Origin of the sequence: Kitasatospora sp. GAS204B, assembly GCF_029892155.1 — a bacterium.
Taxonomy (GTDB): domain Bacteria; phylum Actinomycetota; class Actinomycetes; order Streptomycetales; family Streptomycetaceae; genus Kitasatospora.
The window spans coordinates 274229-291570 of record NZ_JARZAG010000005.1; the positions used below are offsets into that span (position 1 = coordinate 274229).

Annotated in this window: 17 protein-coding genes and 1 riboswitch; of the genes, 8 read left to right on the forward strand and 9 right to left on the reverse strand. The window is 73.8% G+C overall.

Annotation, left to right across the window (positions count from 1 at the left end; genetic code table 11):
* Positions 1–67: 67 nt before the first annotated feature.
* Positions 68–694 (reverse strand): disulfide bond formation protein DsbA, encoded by a 627-nt coding sequence (locus P3T41_RS09595; protein ID WP_280689214.1) that lies wholly within the window; start codon positions 692–694, stop codon positions 68–70.
* 307 nt (positions 695–1001) lie between these two features.
* Here P3T41_RS09595 and P3T41_RS09600 point away from each other — a divergent pair, with 307 nt between their 5' ends.
* Complete coding sequence (locus tag P3T41_RS09600) at positions 1002–1742, forward strand: alpha/beta hydrolase (RefSeq protein ID WP_280689215.1); 741 nt, start codon at positions 1002–1004, stop codon at positions 1740–1742.
* A 37-nt stretch (positions 1743–1779) separates the two neighbouring features.
* Here P3T41_RS09600 and P3T41_RS09605 read toward each other — a convergent pair whose 3' ends face one another.
* The 3 genes from P3T41_RS09605 to P3T41_RS09615 form a co-directional block, all read right to left on the reverse strand.
* A complete protein-coding gene (locus tag P3T41_RS09605; protein ID WP_280689216.1) occupies positions 1780–2181 on the reverse strand; it encodes a hypothetical protein in 402 nt (133 codons plus the stop codon).
* A complete protein-coding gene (locus tag P3T41_RS09610) occupies positions 2178–2375 on the reverse strand; it encodes a hypothetical protein (RefSeq protein ID WP_280689217.1) in 198 nt (65 codons plus the stop codon). The genes P3T41_RS09605 and P3T41_RS09610 overlap by 4 nt, the downstream gene beginning before the upstream one ends.
* Positions 2376–2448: 73 nt before the next feature.
* A complete protein-coding gene (locus P3T41_RS09615; protein WP_280689218.1) occupies positions 2449–3597 on the reverse strand; it encodes a phosphoribosylaminoimidazolecarboxamide formyltransferase in 1149 nt (382 codons plus the stop codon).
* 38 nt (positions 3598–3635) lie between these two features.
* Positions 3636–3721, reverse strand: a riboswitch (ZMP/ZTP riboswitch).
* An 83-nt stretch (positions 3722–3804) separates the two neighbouring features.
* Between P3T41_RS09615 and P3T41_RS09620 the strand changes: the two genes are divergently transcribed.
* The 5 genes from P3T41_RS09620 (at position 3805) to P3T41_RS09640 (ending at position 8983) form a co-directional block, all read left to right on the forward strand.
* On the forward strand, positions 3805–4512 hold the full coding sequence (locus P3T41_RS09620) for a haloacid dehalogenase-like hydrolase (RefSeq protein WP_280689219.1): 708 nt from the start codon (positions 3805–3807) through the stop codon (positions 4510–4512).
* 77 nt (positions 4513–4589) lie between these two features.
* A complete protein-coding gene (locus P3T41_RS09625; RefSeq protein ID WP_280689273.1) occupies positions 4590–5366 on the forward strand; it encodes a GNAT family N-acetyltransferase in 777 nt (258 codons plus the stop codon).
* Positions 5367–5411: 45 nt separating this feature from the next.
* Positions 5412–6245 (forward strand): SGNH/GDSL hydrolase family protein, encoded by an 834-nt coding sequence (locus P3T41_RS09630; RefSeq protein ID WP_280689220.1) that lies wholly within the window; start codon positions 5412–5414, stop codon positions 6243–6245.
* A 269-nt stretch (positions 6246–6514) separates the two neighbouring features.
* Complete coding sequence (locus P3T41_RS09635; protein WP_280689221.1) at positions 6515–7630, forward strand: PAC2 family protein; 1116 nt, start codon at positions 6515–6517, stop codon at positions 7628–7630.
* A 312-nt stretch (positions 7631–7942) separates the two neighbouring features.
* Positions 7943–8983, forward strand: a complete 1041-nt coding sequence (locus P3T41_RS09640; RefSeq protein WP_280689222.1) for a slipin family protein — start codon at positions 7943–7945, stop codon at positions 8981–8983.
* Positions 8984–9049: 66 nt separating this feature from the next.
* Here the strand turns inward: P3T41_RS09640 and mshC are convergent, their stop codons facing one another.
* The 5 genes from mshC to P3T41_RS09665 all read right to left on the reverse strand — a co-directional run bounded on the left by mshC (position 9050) and on the right by P3T41_RS09665 (position 13950).
* A complete protein-coding gene (gene mshC / locus P3T41_RS09645; protein ID WP_280689223.1) occupies positions 9050–10279 on the reverse strand; it encodes a cysteine--1-D-myo-inosityl 2-amino-2-deoxy-alpha-D-glucopyranoside ligase in 1230 nt (409 codons plus the stop codon).
* 172 nt (positions 10280–10451) lie between these two features.
* The gene (locus tag P3T41_RS09650; RefSeq protein WP_280689274.1) at positions 10452–11249 is read right to left on the reverse strand and encodes an SCO1664 family protein; all 798 of its coding nucleotides are present in this window, start codon (positions 11247–11249) and stop codon (positions 10452–10454) included.
* Between the two features lie 122 nt (positions 11250–11371).
* Positions 11372–11947, reverse strand: coding sequence for a DUF3090 domain-containing protein (locus tag P3T41_RS09655; RefSeq protein WP_280689224.1), 576 nt, complete (start codon positions 11945–11947; stop codon positions 11372–11374).
* 159 nt (positions 11948–12106) lie between these two features.
* Positions 12107–12811 carry a histidine phosphatase family protein gene (locus P3T41_RS09660; protein WP_280689225.1) on the reverse strand — a complete coding sequence of 235 codons (705 nt, stop codon included), beginning with the start codon at positions 12809–12811 and terminating at the stop codon, positions 12107–12109.
* Positions 12812–12903: 92 nt separating this feature from the next.
* Positions 12904–13950, reverse strand: coding sequence for an LLM class F420-dependent oxidoreductase (locus tag P3T41_RS09665; protein WP_280689226.1), 1047 nt, complete (start codon positions 13948–13950; stop codon positions 12904–12906).
* Between the two features lie 167 nt (positions 13951–14117).
* Here P3T41_RS09665 and P3T41_RS09670 point away from each other — a divergent pair, with 167 nt between their 5' ends.
* The gene (locus tag P3T41_RS09670; protein ID WP_280689227.1) at positions 14118–15116 is read left to right on the forward strand and encodes an aldo/keto reductase; all 999 of its coding nucleotides are present in this window, start codon (positions 14118–14120) and stop codon (positions 15114–15116) included.
* Positions 15113–17311, forward strand: coding sequence for an ATP-binding domain-containing protein (locus P3T41_RS09675; RefSeq protein ID WP_280689228.1), 2199 nt, complete (start codon positions 15113–15115; stop codon positions 17309–17311). The genes P3T41_RS09670 and P3T41_RS09675 overlap by 4 nt, the downstream gene beginning before the upstream one ends.
* Positions 17312–17342: the final 31 nt, after the last annotated feature.

The window sequence follows — 17342 nt, forward strand, 5'->3', positions numbered from 1 at the left end:
GTCACCCGAGCGCGCAAGCCGGCCGCTGGGCCCCGACCTCCCGGGGCCCAGCGGCGGGCGGGGCGGCTCAGTTGAAGTCGAGCTCGCCGGTGCGGGTGCGCTTCAGCTCGAAGAACTTCGGGAAGCCGGCCAGCAGCCGGGCGCCGTCGAAGAGCTTGACCGCATCCTCGCCACGCGGGATCGCGGTCAGCACCGGGCCGAAGAAGGCCACGCCGTCGATGTGGATGGTCGGGGTGCCGACGTCCTCGCCGACCGGGTCCATGCCCTCGTGGTGGCTGCGCCGCAGCGCCTCGTCCCACTCGGTGCTGGTCGCGGCCTCGGCCAGCTCGGCGGGCAGGCCGACGTCGGCCAGCGCCAGCGGGATGACCTCGGCGTAGTCCTTGTTGTCCTGGTTGTGGATCCGGGTGCCCAGCGCGGTGTAGAGCTCGCGCAGCACCTTGGGACCGTGCTGCTCGGCGGCGGCGATGCAGACCCGGACCGGGCCCCACCCACGGTCGAGCATCTCCTTGTAGCGCTCAGGCAGGTCCTCGCGCCCGGCGTTGAGCACGGACAGGCTCATCACCTTGAAGTCAAGGTCCAGGTCACGCTGCTGCTCGACCTCCAGGATCCAGCGGGAGGTGATCCAGGCGAAGGGGCAGATCGGGTCGAAGTAGAAATCGACCTTCGTGGTCGTGTTCTGCTCGGAAGTCGTCATGGGCCCAACCATAGGACGCCGCTCTGACACTCGGCAGACCCTTTCGCGATTGTCCGCCCGGCGGCCGCCGACTTCGTCGGGTACCCGGTCGGGCGGTCAGCCGGTGCGCTTTCTCCAGGTGGTCAACCGGGCGGCCGGCGCGCGCAGTTCGGTCCGCAGCTCGGCCGGGCGCGGCACCGTGTGGGGGCGGCCGGGGTGGGCCAGCTGGGTTCTCCGAGGGAACTCGCGAGGCCGACGCCATCCGGACGGGTTCCGTCCTGATTCGATCCTAGGGTCGGTGGTGAGCGACTTCGAGGAGGAGATTTCCGTGAGCACGTTCGTTCTTGTTCCCGGGTACTGGCTGGGCGGCTGGGCCTGGGACCGGGTGACCGAGCCGCTGCGGGCGACCGGGCACGCGGTGCACGCCGTCACGCCGACCGGGCTCGGCGAGCGGGCCGACGAGGGCGGCCCTGAGGTCGACCTGGAGACCCACATCGGCGACCTGACCGACCTGATCACCGCCGCGGACCTGCACGAGGTGGTGCTGGTCGCGCACAGCGGCGCCGGCGCGCCGGTGACCGGGGCCGCAGACCGGGTGCCCGAGCGGATCCGGCGGGTGGTCTACCTGGACAGCGGCCCGCTCCCCGACGGGCTGGCGCCGCTCGACCAGCAGCCGCCCGAGCAGCGGGCGCGCATCGAGGCCGCGCTGGTGGACGGCTGGCGCTACCCGCTGCCGTCCTGGGAGCAGCTGGCGGCGAACGGCGTGAGCCTGACCGGACTCGACGAGGCGGAGCTGGCGCTGTTCCGCGAGCGGGCCACCGACCAGCCCGTGGGGACCCTTCGACAGGCACTCGAACTCACCGGCGCGGCAGCGGGGGTGCCCAAGACGCTGGTGAGCTGCTCGTACCCGCTGGACGCGGTGCGGGCGATGATCGCGCAGCGGCACCCGTGGTTCGCGGCGCTCGGCGGGCCGGAGTGGCAGCTGGCGGAACTGCCCACCGGGCACTGGCCGATGTTCTCCGAGCCGGCGCAGACGGCTCGAGTGCTGGCGCGGGTGGCCGACGCCTGAGGGAGCGTCACCGATCCTGGCTCGTCGTGCCGGACGCTCAGACCTGTGCGCGCCCTTTCTGACTGAGGAGTTGAGAGACGCGTTGAGGGGTGATGCCGAGAACCGCAGCGATCTCACGGCCGGACAGGCCGAGAGCCTTGAGCTGCGCCGCGATCGTGCGCCGCTTCTCACTCGCGCGCTGCTGCGCGGCGGTCGCCTCGTCGTCGGCCGCACGCAGGACGACGAGTTCACCATCGACGCCGGCCCCGATCTCGGGCGTGACACGGACCTCGAAGGAGTCCTCGGGGATGTCCCGCTCCAGGGCGATGTAATCGCGAGCCATGTGCTCGGCGTCGAGCAGCGTGCGGGACTGCGTGACACCGACGCCGTCGATGTGCAGCTCCCAGCCGTGCCGCCACCGCTTGGCGACGACGGTGTACGAAGTCGGCTTCTCGGTCACTTGATCCATCCCTTCGGCAGGCAGGCGAGCTTCTTCGCCGTATCGTTCACAACCCCCGGCGACACCATGGTGTGCCGGGGGATGTGGGCCTGGTGTCGGCCACACGGGCAGATCCACTTGGTGTGACTGCCGAGGTCCGACTTGACCGTGCAGCCCTGGGCCATCAGCTTGCGCTCCAGTTCCCTGAGCTTCATTCCCGCTACCATGACCAATAATCTAGCCCCCTTGATCCTGAGATCTAGAGGCCCTTGATTAATCATACCGGACTCAATGATGGAAGAGCCGCAGCCCGGTGCGGGCTAGCGTGATCCCGTGCTCGCGGCAGGCCTGCTCCACCTCCGCCGAGCGGATCGAGCCGCCCGGTTCGGCGATCCGGGTGACGCCGTGCCGGGCCGCGAAGTCGACGTTGTCGCGGAAGGGCAGCGCGCCGTCGGAGGCGAACGAGACGCCGGTCAGTTCGGCCAGCCAGTCAGTCCGCTGACGGAACGTCAATTCAGCAACCGGGGTGGCCAATACGCTGGTGACGTCGGCCGGGAGGTCGCCCTCCAGGTAGCGCAGCTGCCAGTTGATCCGGTCCTGGCGGCGCACCTCGGGACGGAACTCCAGCGCCCGCACGGCCGGGTGGCGGCGCAACCACCACAGGTCGGTCTTGGCCCCGGCCAGCCGGGTGCAGTCGACCCGGGACTGCTGACCGGCGCCGATGCCGACCGTGACGCCGTCGCGCACGTAGCAGACCGAGTTCGACTGGGTATAGCGCAACACCGCGAGACCGAGCAGCAGATCGGCCACGGCGGCCGGCGACAGCTCCTCGCCGACCGACAACCGGAGCAGGTCGGCGGAGAGTTCGGCCTGATCGCGGTCCTGCTCCAGCCGCAGGCCGTAGAGTTCGCGGACCTCGCGGGCCGGCGGGCGGTAGCCGGGGTCGGCGGCCAGCACCAGGAACCGCCCGCCCTTCTTGCGGCTGAGCCGGTCGACGGTGCCGGGGTGGTAGTCGGGGGCGATGATGCCGTCGCAGACCACGGTGGCCAGCAGCTCAGCGAGTTCGGCGTCCACCGGGTGCGAGACGGCGGCGAAGTCGCCGTAGGAGGACTTGGGGTCGGCGTCCCGGGCCCGCAGGTAGGCACTGGTGACCGGGCCGAGGCCGGCCGCACTCACCCCGTACAGCTCGGCCGCCGCCTGGTCCACCGGGCCCGCCAGCGCGGCGCCCGCCGGGGAGACGTGCTTGAACGAGGCGGCGGCCACCTGCCCGCCCAGCGCCCGGCTGGCCTCGCTCACCAACTGCCAGGCGTTCAGCGCGTCCAGCAGGTTGATGTAGGAGGGGGTGCCGCTGAGCAGGCGGACCGGCTCATCGCCCGGACGGACCGGTAGTACGGGGGCAGCGGCCTGGTGGGGATTCATGCCATAACGCAGTCGCATGGTGACTCCTCGTCAGCGAGATCGTCGGAATTCGCTGATGGAGGCGCCCAGGCGGTCGACGCTCGCATCGGATCACCGGCCGCTCCCCGGTGGTGGCCCACCTTCGCCAGTCGCGGCCGGGTCGGAAGTATAGGCCCAGCACCGATGCGCGATGATCGGCTCGGGGGGCCGTCCGGTACGGCCACACTGGACCAAGGGAGCTCGACCATGGACGAGTCCGCGCCGCTGCTGGTGCTCTGGGACATCGACCACACGCTGATCGACGCCGGCACGGTCAACCGCCGCGCGTACGCCGCCGCGTTCAACCGCGCCACCGGGCAACCGCTCACCCGGGCTTGGCAGTTCGACGGCCGTACCGAGCTGGCCGCGGCCGCCGAGGTGCTCCGGGCGCACGGCTTCGACCCCGGGGACGGGCTGCTCGACAGCTTCCTGGAGCTGGTGGTGGCCGAGATGCACGACCGGGCCGCCGACCTGACGGACGAGGGGCGCGTGCTGCCCGGCGCGGTGGCCGCGCTGGCGGCGCTCGGCGCGCTGCCCGGGGTGTGGCAGTCGGTGCTGACCGGCAACCTGCGGCCGCTGGCCGAGTTGAAGCTGGCCGCCTTCGGCCTGGCCGGCCGGTTGGACCTGCGGTTGGGCGCCTACGGGGACGACGCGGTCGACCGCACCGACCTGCCGGAGTTCGCGTTCGCCCGGGCCGAGCAGGTGCTGGGCCGGCCCTTCACGGGCAGCCGGGCGGTGATCATCGGCGACACCCGGCGCGATGTGGCCACCGCGCTGGCGGCCGGCGCCCGCAGCGTGGCCGTGGCGACCGGGGCGGCGTCGGCCGCGGAGCTGGCTGCGGCCGGCGCGGACGTGGTCCTGCCGGACCTGGCGGACACGGCGGCGGTGCTGCGCGCGATCACCGGGGAGCGCTGACCGGCGGGGCCGGGGCGGCGAACAAACCGGTTGCCACCGCCCGGTGCGCCTGCTCAGCTGGGCGGATGGCACTGGAACTGGATGCGGCGCAGGTACTGGCGGAGTACGACCGGCAGGCGCGCCGGGAGCGGGGCCCGGACGGGCCGGACGCGGTGGTCGAGCGGGTCGGGTCGGTGGTCCGGCAGGACGGCGGGGAGCACGGCTGGTCGGGCGTGCTCTGGTCCGAGCTGGACGAGCGGACGGCGGATCCGGCGATCGCCGAGCAGCTGCGCCACTTCGGTGCGCTCGGCCGGGAGTTCGAGTGGAAGCACTACAGCCACGACCGGCCCGCCGACCTCGCCGACCGGCTGCGCGCCGCCGGCCTGGTGCCCGAGCCGCCGGAGACGCTGATGGTGGCCGAGGCCGCCGCGCTCACCAGTGCGGTCGAGCTGCCGGCCGGTGTCCGGCTGCGCACCGAGACCGACCGGACGGCGATCGAGTTGCTCGGCCGGGTGCACGAGCAGGCCTTCGAGAACGACGGCTCGCGGCTCACCCGCGAGCTGCTGGACGTGCTCGACCAGGCACCCGAGACGCTCGCCGTGGTCGTCGCGATGGCCGGTGACGAGCCGGTCTGCGGGGCCCGGCTGGAGCTGCTGCCCGGCACCTCCTTCGCCGGTCTGTGGGGCGGCGGCACCGCACCCGGGTGGCACGGCAAGGGCCTGTACCGGGCGCTGATCGCGCACCGCGCGCGGCTGGCCGTCGACCGCGGCTACCGCTACCTACAGGTGGACGCCTCCGACCAGAGCCGCCCGATCCTGGCCCGGCTGGGCTTCACCGCGCTGAGCGTCACGACACCTTTCACCTACGAGCCGTAATCGCCTGAGCACCTGCCGTCACGGTTCGCGCTAGCATGCGTCGCCATGATCACTCTGCGCCACCGGACGGGCACCGTCCTCGCCGCCCTGCCGCTCCTGCTGCTCGCCGTCGCCGCGCCCGGACCCGCCGCCGCTGCCACGACGGCGGGCCGGCCGGGCTATGTCGCGCTCGGCGACTCCTATGCCGCCGGCGTGGCGGCCGGCTCCTACGACCCGGCGAGCGGCGACTGCCACCGCAGCACCCGCGCCTACCCGGCACTGTGGGCCGCCGGCCACCCCGGCGGCGACTTCCTCGATCTCGCCTGCGGCGGGGCGGACACCGCGGCCGTGCTCTCCGGCCAGCTGCCCCGGCTGCCGGCCGGCACCGCAATGGTGACGCTCACGGTGGGCGGCAACGACCTGGACTTCTCGGACGCGGTGGTGGACTGCCTGCAACCGCTGACCACCGAGGGCAGGTGCACCCAGGCACTGGACCACGCGGCCGAACTGCTGCACGACCAGCTGCCCGGCCGGCTCGACCGGCTGCTCGGCGCGATCGGCCAGGCCGCCCCCGGCGCCCGGGTGGTGATCACCGGCTACCCGCACCTGCTGCAGGAGCACGCGGCCGCGACCTGCTGGGCCGGGACCGACGACCGCCGGACCCGCTTCAACCAGCTGGCCGACCAGCTGGACGAGCTGATCCAGCGTCAAGCGGCCGCCCACGGTGCCCAGTTCGCCGACCCGCGCGCCACCTTCGCCGGGCACGGGATCTGCGCCGGGCGCGGCGGCGAGTGGATCACCGGCATCGTGCTGCCGAGCCTCTGGGAGTCCTTCCACCCGACCGCTGACGGGCAGTCACAGGGCTACCTCCCGGTGGTCGCGCAGGCGCTGGCCGGATAACCGCTGGCCGCCGGGCCCTCCCCCGGTCGAGACTGTCCCGGTCGCACCCACCCGGCCGGCGCCTTCCACACGTGCGTCCGGACGGTCCGGGACGGGCCCCGGCGGGCGGGCGGCCCGTCGGGGTCGGCGCGCATCAAAGCCCGTAGGCTGGGCAGGTAGGGTCCGTGGAACGGAGCGTTCCACGTGGTCAGGAGAGCAGTCGGCAGTCGGCCGGCCGCGACCGTCCCAGGGCGGGGAGCGCGGCCGGATCGGCCGGAGGGAGACGCTGGGTGATCGAGCTGGAAGATGTTCCCGAGTTGATCGACCCGGTCATGGTCTGTGCCTTCGAGGGCTGGAACGACGCGGGCGACGCCGCCTCCACGGCGGTCGGACACCTGGAGGAGACCTGGGGCGGCAAGGTGATCGCCGCCCTGGACGCGGAGGACTACTACGACTTCCAGGTCAACCGGCCCACGGTCTGGCTGGACGGCGGGGTGCGCCGGATCACCTGGCCGACCACCCGGCTCTCGGTCGTCCGGGTGACCGAGCCGACCACCCGGGACCTGGTCCTGGTGCGCGGCATCGAGCCCAGCATGCGCTGGCGCTCGTTCTGCAACGAGCTGCTGGGCTTCGCCCACGAGCTCGGCGTGGAGCTGGTCGTGATCCTCGGCGCGCTGCTCGGCGACACCCCGCACAGCCGCCCGGTGCCGGTCAGCGGCGTCACCTCGGACGCCGAGCTGGCCCGCCGGCTGGACCTGGAGGAGAGCCGCTACGAGGGTCCGACCGGCATCGTCGGCGTGCTGCAGGAGGCCTGCGCGCACGCCGGGGTGCCAGCCGTGACCCTCTGGGCCGCAGTGCCGCACTACGTGGCGCAGCCGCCGAACCCCAAGGCCACGCTGGCCCTGCTGAACAAACTGGAGGACCTGCTCGACCTGCGGATCCCGCCCGGCGAGCTGCCCGAGGACGCCCGGGCCTGGCAGCTGGGGGTGGACCAACTGGCCGCCGAGGACAGCGAGGTGGCCGAGTACGTCCAGCAGCTGGAGGAGGCCCAGGACACCGCCGAGCTGCCGGAGGCCAGCGGCGAGGCGATCGCCCGCGAGTTCGAGCGCTACCTGCGCCGCCGGGACAACCAGGGCCCAGCCGGCGAGAAGCCGGTGGCCGGGCGGGCGATCACCGAGCGCGCCACGGACGGCCCGGCGGGCGGGGCGGGGGCGACCGAGGCCGAGACGGGCGTGGACACGGACGCCGACGCGGATGCCGCGCAGGACGGCGGCGCGACCGGGTCCGACTCGGGCGCCGGGCCCAACTCCGGTGCGGCGGACGGGAATCGCGACGAGGACGGCGACGGCGCCGACGGTCACGGGGCCGATGGCCGCGGGGCCGACGGCAAGGGCACGGCGCGCTGACCCGTCATCAGCCGATCATGATCAGATGATCCGGCGACCAGGCGGTCCGGTGGTCAGCCGATGACCGGCGTCGGGCAGCCGCCGGTCATCGGCCGCCACCAGTGCACCCGTCAGGACCGATACCTGTCAAGGGTCTAGACCATTCTCCGCCCCGCTCTCCGCCAAACCCACCCATCCCACGCCAGGGCCCAGTTCTCCCTCCGGCGGCCGCCGCCGCTCCCGCGTCCGCATCCACGTCCACGTCCGCGTCCGCGTCCGCAGCTGCGGAGTACCGTGGAGGTTCGGAGCCGGTGCGGGCCGAGGTGATCAGCCATGGTTGTCCTGGATGTGGTGTTGGGTGTGCTGGGCGGACTCGCCGCGTTCGGCGCGGTCTGGACCGCGCTGAGCGTCCGGGTGGTGCAGCAGTTCCAGCGAGGCGTGGTGTTCCGGTTCGGCCGGGTCCGCGACGAGGTCCGCGACCCGGGCCTGGTGATGCTGCTCCCGGTGGCCGACCGGATCCGCCGGGTGAACGTGCAGATCGTGACCATGCCGGTCCCCGCCCAGGAGGGCATCACCCGCGACAACGTCACGGTCCGGGTGGACGCGGTGGTCTACTTCCGGGTGGTCGACCCGGTGCGCGCCACCGTCAACGTGCAGGACTACCAGTTCGCGATCTCCCAGGTCGCGCAGACCTCGCTGCGCTCGATCATCGGCAAGAGCGAACTGGACGACCTGCTGGCCAACCGCGAGCCGATCAACCAGGGCCTGGAGCTGATGCTGGACAGTCCGGCGCTCGGCTGGGGCGTGGAGATCGACCGGGTCGAGATCAAGGACGTCGCGCTGCCCGAGTCGATGAAGCGCTCGATGGCCCGGCAGGCCGAGGCGGACCGCGAGCGGCGGGCCCGGATCATCACCGCGGACGGCGAGTTCCAGGCGTCCAAGAAGCTCTCCGACGCCGCCAAGATCATGAGCCGGACCCCGGCCGCGCTCCAACTGCGGCTGCTCCAGACCGTGGTGGAGGTCGCCGCCGAGAAGAACTCGACCCTGGTGCTGCCGTTCCCGGTCGAGCTGCTGCGGTTCCTGGACAGCGCGACCAAGACCAGCGACGCCCAGCGCGGCGAGGAGCCGGCTGAGCTGGCTGAGCCGGTTGAGCCGGCGGCGAGCGAGCTGCCCGGGATGCCCGAGGTGCCCGAAGTACCTGACGTGCCCGACGTGCCCGACCTACCGGTGCCCGAGCTGCGTGCCGCGACCGAGGTCCAGGCGCCCGAGATCCCCGGTCAGGAGGCGCTGGCGCTGGAGGTCCCGACGGTGTCCGTCAACGGCACCTCCCCTGGCGGCACCGCGGCGTCCGGCGGGGCGTCCGCGAGAACGTGAGAACGCCGAGGGCCGCCGACCCGGTATCGGGTCGGCGGCCCTCGGCAGTGGTGACGGCACGCGCTGTTACAGCGCGACGCCCAGCAGCGCGTCGACCGTGCGCGAGACCAGGCCGGGCGCGCCGGTGTCCTCGCCGCCGGTGGCGGCCTGCTGCTCGGCCCAGCGATCCACGGCGGCCAGCGCGGCCGGCGCGTCCAGGTCGGCGGCCAGCGCCGCGCGCACCTCGGTGAGCAGCTGCTCGGCCGGCGGCCCGTCCGGGCGGGAGACGGCGGCGCGCCAGCGGGCGAGGCGCTCGACGGCCTCGTCCAGCGTGTTCTTGGTCCACTCCCAGTCACTGCGGTAGTGGTGCGACAGCAGCGCCAGGCGGATCGCCGCCGGGTCGACGCCATCGCGGCGCAGCGCGGACACGAAGACCAGGTTGCCGCGGGACTTGGACATCTTCTGACCGTCCAGCCCGACCATGCCCGCGTGCACGTAGGCCTTCGCGAACGGGTGCAGGCCGGTGGCGGCCTGGGCGTGCGCGGCACCCATCTCGTGGTGCGGGAAGGCGAGGTCGCTGCCGCCGCCCTGGATGTCGAAGGACATGTCCAGGTACTCCAGCGCGATCGCGACGCACTCGATGTGCCAGCCGGGCCGGCCGTGACCCAGCTCGGTGTCCCAGGCCGGCTCGCCGGGCCGGGCGGCCAGCCAGAGCAGCGCGTCCAGCGGGTGGCGCTTGCCGGGCCGCTCGGGGTCGCCGCCGCGCTCGCCGAAGACCGGCAGCATCTCCTCGCGGCTGAGCCGGGAGACCTCGCCGAACCGCGGGTCGGACTCGATGGAGAAGTAGATGTCGCCGTCCAGCTCGTACGCGGCGCCGCTCGCCAGCAGCTTCTTGACCAGCGGGACGATCCACGGGATCGACTCGACCGCACCGATGTAGTGGGCCGGCGGCAGGATCCGCAGCGCCGTCATGTCCTCGCGGAACAGCGCGGTCTCCCGCTCGGCGAGTTCGGTCCAGTCCTGTCCGGTGGCGACCGCGCGTTCGAGCAGCGGGTCGTCCACATCGGTGACGTTCTGGACGTACCGGACGTCGAGTCCGGCGTCCCGCCAGACCCGCTGGATCAGGTCGAAGGCGTTGTAGGTGGCGGCGTGGCCCAGGTGGGTGGCGTCGTACGGGGTGATGCCGCAGACGTACAGACGAGCGGTCGGGCCGGTGGGCACGACCTCTCTGATCGCACCCGCGGCGGTGTCGTGGATGCGCAGGGGGAGTCCCTGACCAGGCAGGGCGGGAACCTCGGAGGCGGGCCAGGCATGCATGAAAATGACTCTAACCTTGCGATCATTTGAAAGGCTAACCAGTATGCGGAATCGGCTGAAATGAGCGCGCGCTCACACCGGGCCGCAGCAACACCAGGGCGCAGCAACACCGGGCCGCAGCAACACCAGGCCGCAGCCAGGATGCCGGGCCGCGCTCACCCGGAGCACGGGGTCAGACCGGCGGCCAGGGGATCGAGGGCCACTCCTGGGACGGCACCGGGTGCCGTGCGCTGTGCAGCAGCCCGCCGACCCGCTCCCGAGTCGCCGTCACCTCAGCCTCCGTCAGATGCGGCCGCAGCCGCTCCCCCAGCGGCCCCGCCAGCTCGCCGCGCAGCCGCTCCAGCATCTCGACCGCCTCCCCGGTCAGCGGCTGCCGGGCCCAACCCCAGAGCAGGGTGCGCAGCTTGCCGGGGACCGCGAAGGTGACACCGTGGTCGATCCCGTAGATCCGTCCGTCGGCGGCCGGCAGCAGGTGACCGCCCTTGCGGTCGGCGTTGTTGAGCACCGCGTCGACCACCGCGAGCCGGCGCAGCCGCTGGTCGTCCAGGTGCACCAGCAGCGCGGTGCGGCCCTCCCCCACCTCGGCCTCGATGATCGGCAGCCAACCCGCCTCGGGTCCGCTCGGGTCCTGCAGGGCCAGCAGCGGGGCGGCCTTCGGGTCCGGCTCGACCCAGATCTGCACCATGCCGGTGCCGAACGGACCCTCGCGCAGCACCGTGGGCGGGATCAGTGCCCAGCCGGTGGCGGCGGCCACCTCGTAGGCGGCCACCTCGCGCCCGGCCAACGTGCCGTCGGGGAAGTCCCAGAGCGGGCGTTCGCCGCGCACCGGCTTGTAGACGCAGAGTGCCGAGACGCCGTCCAGGGTGACCGAGCAGTAGAGCGCGGCGTTGGAGGCGTCGGTGAGCCGCCCGTGCAAGGTGAGCGTGCCGGCGCGCAGCAGCTCCAGCGCGGCGGGGACGTCGGCGGCCAGCGCCGCGCCGGCGACCGGGTCGGCCTCCGGTATGTCCTGCTCCTCCGGGTCCTGCTCGTCCGGCTCCGGCGGGTCCGGCGTGGGCTGCGGGTCCCGGTCGGTCTGCGGTTCGCGGTCGGCGTTCAGCGCTTGTAACCGTTCTGACGCGGGCACAGATGGCCCTCCGGGTCCAGCGGGAGGTTGCAGAACGGGCAGGGCTTGCGACCGGCCGCGACCAGGTCGAGCGCGCGCTTGGCGAACACCCGGGCCATCGCGCCGGTCAGCCGCACCCGCAGCATGTCCGGGCCGTTCTCGTCGTCCTCGAAGGCCAACTCGGCGGCGGCGTCCTCGTCGTCCTCGGCGTCCTCGATCACCGCCTGGGCCTCGACCACCAGGTAGCCGTCGGTGTTGTCCCAGGCCAGCGCCATGGTGCCGACCCGGAACTCCTGCTCCAGCGGCAGGTCGAGCGGGGCGGTGTCGACCAGTTCGGCCGGTGCCATGGCCGGGATCGGCGCCTGGCCGCCGCTGCGTCGCAGCGCCTCGTCCAGCACCTCCTCGACCCGCTCGGCGAGCGCGGCCACCTGCGTCTTCTCCAACAGCACGCTGGTGATCCGGCCGCGCGCGCTGGCCTGCAGGAAGAACGCCCGCGAGCCGGGCTGGCCGACGGTGCCGGCCACGAACCGCTCGGGCTGGTCGTAGAAGAAGACCTGTCGGGGCACTCTCTCGCTCCGGGGTGTGAAACGGATCGGGTTTTCGGTGGCGCGCCTTTTCACCCTACGGCTTCGGCACGGCAGTCAGTCGGCGCCGCAGGCAGTCCGCGCGCGGCCGTTCGCCGGTGCTCGGTCGGTGGCGCGCAGTCGGTCCTACGTTGCCGGTGGTCAGTCCGTGCCGGTGGAGCCGCCGACCACCGCGTCGCCGCTGCCGGCGGCACCCGCACGGTCGGCGGTCTTCGGGCGCAGGCCGCTCAGCTCGCCGGTGTCGCCCATCCGCAGCAGGAACGGGCGCAGCGGGGTGTAGCGGATCGCGGTGACCGTGCAGGGGTCCACGTTGATCCGCTGGAAGTGGTCCAGGTGCAGGCCGAGCGCGTCGGCCACGATCGCCTTGATCACGTCCCCGTGGGTGCAGGCGATCCACACCGCGTCGGGTCCGTGCTCGGCGGCGATCTTCTCGTCCCACTCGCGGACCGCCGCCACCGTGCGGTGACTCAGCGCGCGCAGGCTCTCGCCGCCGGGGAACGCGGCCGCCGAGGCGTGGTCCTGGACGGTGCGCCAGAGCGGCTCGTTGGCCAGCTCCATCAGCGGACGGCCGGTCCACTCGCCGTAGTGGCACTCGCCGAGCCGCTCGTCCAGGGTCGGCTCGCCGAGCTCGGGACGGGCGGCCAGCAGCGGGGCCAGGGTCTGCCGGCAGCGCTCCAACGGGCTGCTCAGCGCGACCGCCAGCGGCACCCCCGCCAGCCGGCCGACCAGCGCCTCGGCCTGCGTCCGGCCGGTCTCGTCGAGGTCCACGCCGGGCGTCCAACCGGCGAGGATCCCGGCGGAGTTCGCAGTCGACCGGCCATGGCGTACCAACAGCAGTGTGGGCATGCCCCAAGCCTACGGGGTCCGCTATTGCCGCCGGCCCGGGGCTGGGTCCAGGGGCCTCTCGGCCCTCCGGGAGGCGCTCAGTCCGGATGCGCTCAGGCCAGGCCGGCCAGCTCCAGCGCCTCGACCCCGGTGCGCAGCGCCGTCACCCGCTCCTCCAGGGTCCAGCCGGCCGGTGAGAGGGTCAGGGTGGTGACCCCGGCCGCCGCGTAGGCCTGCATCCGGTCGGCGATCCGCTCCTTGGTGCCGAGCAGCGAGGTCGAGTCGATGAAGCCCTGCGGCACCGCGGCCGCCGCGCCCTGCTTGTCACCGGCCAGGTAGCGCTGCTGGATCTCCTCGGCCTCCTGCTCGTAACCCAGCCGCTGCGCCTGCTGCTTGTAGAAGTTCTGCTCCTTGCTGCCCATGCCGCCGATGTACAGCGACGCGTAGGTCCGCTGGGTGTCGGCGGCCGCCGCCAGGTCGGTGCCGACCGAGATCGGCACGGTGGGGCAGAGGTCGAACCCGTCCAGGGTCAGCCCGGCCTTGGCCCGCCCGGCCCGCAGCCGGTCGACCGAGGCCGCCGCCTGCTCGGGCGCGAAGAAGAGGCCGAGCCAGCCGTCGGCGATCTCGCCGGCCAGTTCCACGTTCTTGGGCCCGATCGCCGCCAGGTAGAGCGGGATCCGCTCGCGCACCGGATGCACCGTCAGCTTCAGCGCCTTGCCCGGCCCGCCCGGCAGCGGCAGGGTCCAGTTGGCGCCCTCGTGGGTCAGCCGCTCACGCGACATCGCCTTGCGGATGATCTCCACGTACTCCCGGGTTCGGGCCAGCGGCTTGTCGAACTTGACGCCGTACCAGCCTTCGGAGACCTGCGGACCCGACACCCCGAGGCCGAGCCGGAACCGGCCGCCGGAGAGGGTGTCCAGGGTGGCGGCGGTCATCGCCGTCATCGCCGGGGTACGGGCCGGGATCTGGAAGATCGCCGAGCCGACGTCGATCCGCTCCGTCTTCGCCGCGACGTAGGAGAGCACCGTGGCGGCGTCCGAGCCGTACGCCTCCGCCGCCCAGCAGACCGAGTAACCGAGCCGGTCCGCCTCCTGGGCGACCGCGATGTTGTCGGCGTCCAGGCCGAGTCCCCAGTAGCCGAGGTTGATGCCGAGTCGCATAGCGTGCCACGCCTTTCGGGAGGGGAATGCCGTGGCCGAGCGTAGTCCCGGGGCGGCGGGCGATGCTACCGGCTGGTAGTGGTGGCGCGGGTCACATCACCGGCTCTGCTCGCGGGGTCCTGCGGGTCTGCGCGGCCGACCAGCGCCTGCGCACTACGCTCGATGCCATGGAGCAGCGTCAACTCGGCCGCACCGGTCTGCGGGTCTCGCGGTTGGGCCTGGGCACCATGACCTGGGGCCGGGACACCGACGAGCAGGAGGCCGCCGAGCAGCTCAAGGAGTTCACGGCGGCCGGCGGCACGCTGGTCGACACCTCCGACAGCTACGCGGACGGCGGCGCCGAGTACCTGCTCTCCCGGCTGATGGACAGTCTGGTCCCGCGCTCCGAGCTGGTGATCGCCACCAAGGCCGGCTGCGTCCCCGACGCCGACCGTCGTTTCGACGCCTCCCGTCACTTCGACACCTCCCGCGGGTACCTGCTGGCCGCACTGGACGCCTCGCTGCGCCGGCTCGGCACCGACCACGTCGACCTGTGGCAGGTGCACGCGTTCGACCCCGACACCCCCACCGAGGAGACCCTGCACGCGCTGGACCTGGCCGTCGGCTCCGGCCGGGCCCGCTACGTCGGCGTCTCCAACTTCAGCGGCTGGCAACTGGCCAAGGCCGCCACCTGGCAGCGCTGCGCGGCCGGCCGGGTGCCGCTGGCCGGGACGCAGATGGAGTACTCGCTGGTGCAGCGCGGCATCGAGCGCGAGGTGCTGCCGGCCGCGCTGGACGCCGGGGTCGGCCTGCTGGCCTCCTCGCCGCTGGGGCGCGGGGTGCTCACCGGCAAGTACCGGCACGGCGTGCCGCCGGACTCCCGCGGCGCTTCGCCCTACCTGGCCGGGTTCGTCCAGCCGTACCTCGGTGAGCGCTCGCGCCGGATCGTGGACGCGGTGGCGACCGCCGCCGACGGCCTGGCCAGCAGCCCGCTGGCGGTGGCGCTCTCCTGGGTGCGGGACCGGCCCGGGGTGGCCGCCGCGATCGTCGGCGCCCGCACGGCGACCCAGCTGCAGGCGGCGCTGTCGGTGGAGGCGCTTACGCTTCCGGATGAGATCCGCGGTGCGCTCGACGACATCTCGGCGCCGGTGCGTCGCTACCCTGATCAGGACTGGAACGAACTGTGAGTCAGACGCACGACCCGGACTCGGGTCCGCAGGAGGCCGCACTGCCCGAGCCGCGCGCGGAGGCGGGCGGCGGGGCCGGCAGCGAGCCGGACACCGGGGCCGGCAGCGCCCCCGGCGCCGCGGCGCCGGCCGGAGCACCGGCGGCGGCCGGTGACGCCGGGCGAGCCGCCGAGGTGGCCGCGCTGGCCGAGGCGATCCGGACCATCGGCGGCGGGACCGCCCGGGCGGACGGGGCAGCCGGCGCCGCCGCGCGGGCGACGAGCGGCGAAGACGCTCCGGCCACCGCCGCGTCCGCTGCTGCTTCCGCCGCCGCTGCCACGGCCGCGCTGGACGAGGCGCGGGCCGCCGCGCTGAACGCCGTGAGCGAGGTGCTGACGGCCGGCGGCGCGCCCGCCGCCGCTGTCGCCGGGCTCGCGGCAGCCGCCGTGGCCGCCTTCGGCGAGGCCGCGGCCACCGCCCTGCGAGAGGACCCGTGGGGCCTGCTCGCACTGCCCGGGGTGCGCCCCGAGCAGGCGGACGGCTTCGCCCGCGCGCTGCTCGGCGCCGAGGCCGGCCCCGGCGACCTGCGGCGCGGACAGGCGCTGGCCGTCTGGCTGTTGGAGCAGGCCGCGCTGCGCGGTCATTCCGCGCTGGAGGCGGGCGAGCTGCGCGAGGGCCTGGCCAAGCTCGGCTTGCCCGAGCCCGAACAGGCGCTGCAGGAGGCCGTGCTGGACGGGCGGGTGATGCCGTTCCAGGAGGAGGAGACCGGCCCCGGCGCCCAACCGGCCGAGGAGGACGAGGAGTCGCCGGTCCGGATGCTGCTCGCGCTGGAGCGGCTCGCGCTCGCCGAGGACAGCGCGGCGGACGGGCTGGTGCGGATCATGTCCACCTTCGAGGTGCCGGGCGATGAGGCGTCAGCCGACGAGGCTGCTGCCGATGAGGTGGCGCCTGACGAAGTTGATGAGGCGTCAGCAGGCCGGCAGCCCGTCGCGCCCGCGGCCGCGGTCTGGGAGGCCGCTGCGGCCGCGGCACCGTCCGCCTCGGCGAGCGCGCTGATCCGGGCCGTCGCCGCGCACCCGCTGGTGCTGCACACCGGCGACGCCGCCGCGCGGATCGAGCTCGCCGCGCTGCTCTCCACCGCCGACGAGCTGGGCCTGCGGGCCTGGGCGGCCTCCTGGAGCGAGCACGGGCGGGACGCGTTGGCGGCGCTGCTCCCCGACGGGCGCGGCAGGTCGCTCACGCTGGCCGAACTGCTGCAGAACGGGCCGGGCGGCCCGGGCGCGCCGGGTGCGCCGACCGGACCGGGCCGGGCCGAGGACGGCTCGCTCGCCGTTGATCTGCTGATCGTGCAGGACGCCCCCCTGCTCGACCTGGAGCTGGCCGCCACCCTGGTGGAGGCGCTCGCCGACGGCACCCGGCTGGTGCTCAGCGGCGATCCTGGCCAGCTCTGGTCGGCCGGGCCCGGCCGGCTCTTCGCCGACCTGCTCGCCGCCAAGCCCGCTCCCGTGGTCGCCTCCCGCACCCCCGACCTCAGCCCGATCGGCGAGCTGGTCTCCGGGATCGGCATCGGCGAGCTGCAGAGCGTCGAGGCGCCGGAGAAGGAGGTGATGATCCTCACCGCGCGCGAGGCCGGCGAAGCCGTCCACCGGGCCGTCCAGTTGCTCACCGACTCGATTCCGCGTGCGCTCGGCATCCCTGCCGAGCAGACCGTGCTGCTGACCCCGGGGCACGGCGGCCCGGCCGGCACCCGCGCGCTGAACGCGGCGGCCAAGGCCCGGCTGAACCCCGGCCCCGGGCGGTTCGCCGGCTTCGATCCCGGCGACCGGGTGGTCTACTCCCCGCTGCCCGGGGTCAACCGCCCCGGCACCGTGCTCGGCGGCGACCCGGCCGGTCTGCGGCTCGCACTGGCCGGCGCGACCGACGAATTGCTGCTGCCGCCGGCCCAGGTCGACCGGCTGCGCCACGGCTGGGCGCTGACGGCGCATCAGGCCGTCGGACGGCGCTGGCCGGGCGTGGTGGTGGTGCTGCCCGAGGACGCGGCCGCCACGCTGACCCGCCAGTGGGTCTACACGGCGTTCAGCCGCGCCGAGCGTCACCTGTCCGTGGTGCACGCCGCGGGTCCCGCGCTGGCGCAGGCCGTCGCGGAACGTCCTGCCGCCGCACGGACCACCCGGCTGCGGGCGATCCTCGCGGAGCAAACCGAGCAGGCGTACTGACGCACGCACGGGGCGCGCAGCGGGCGCGTAC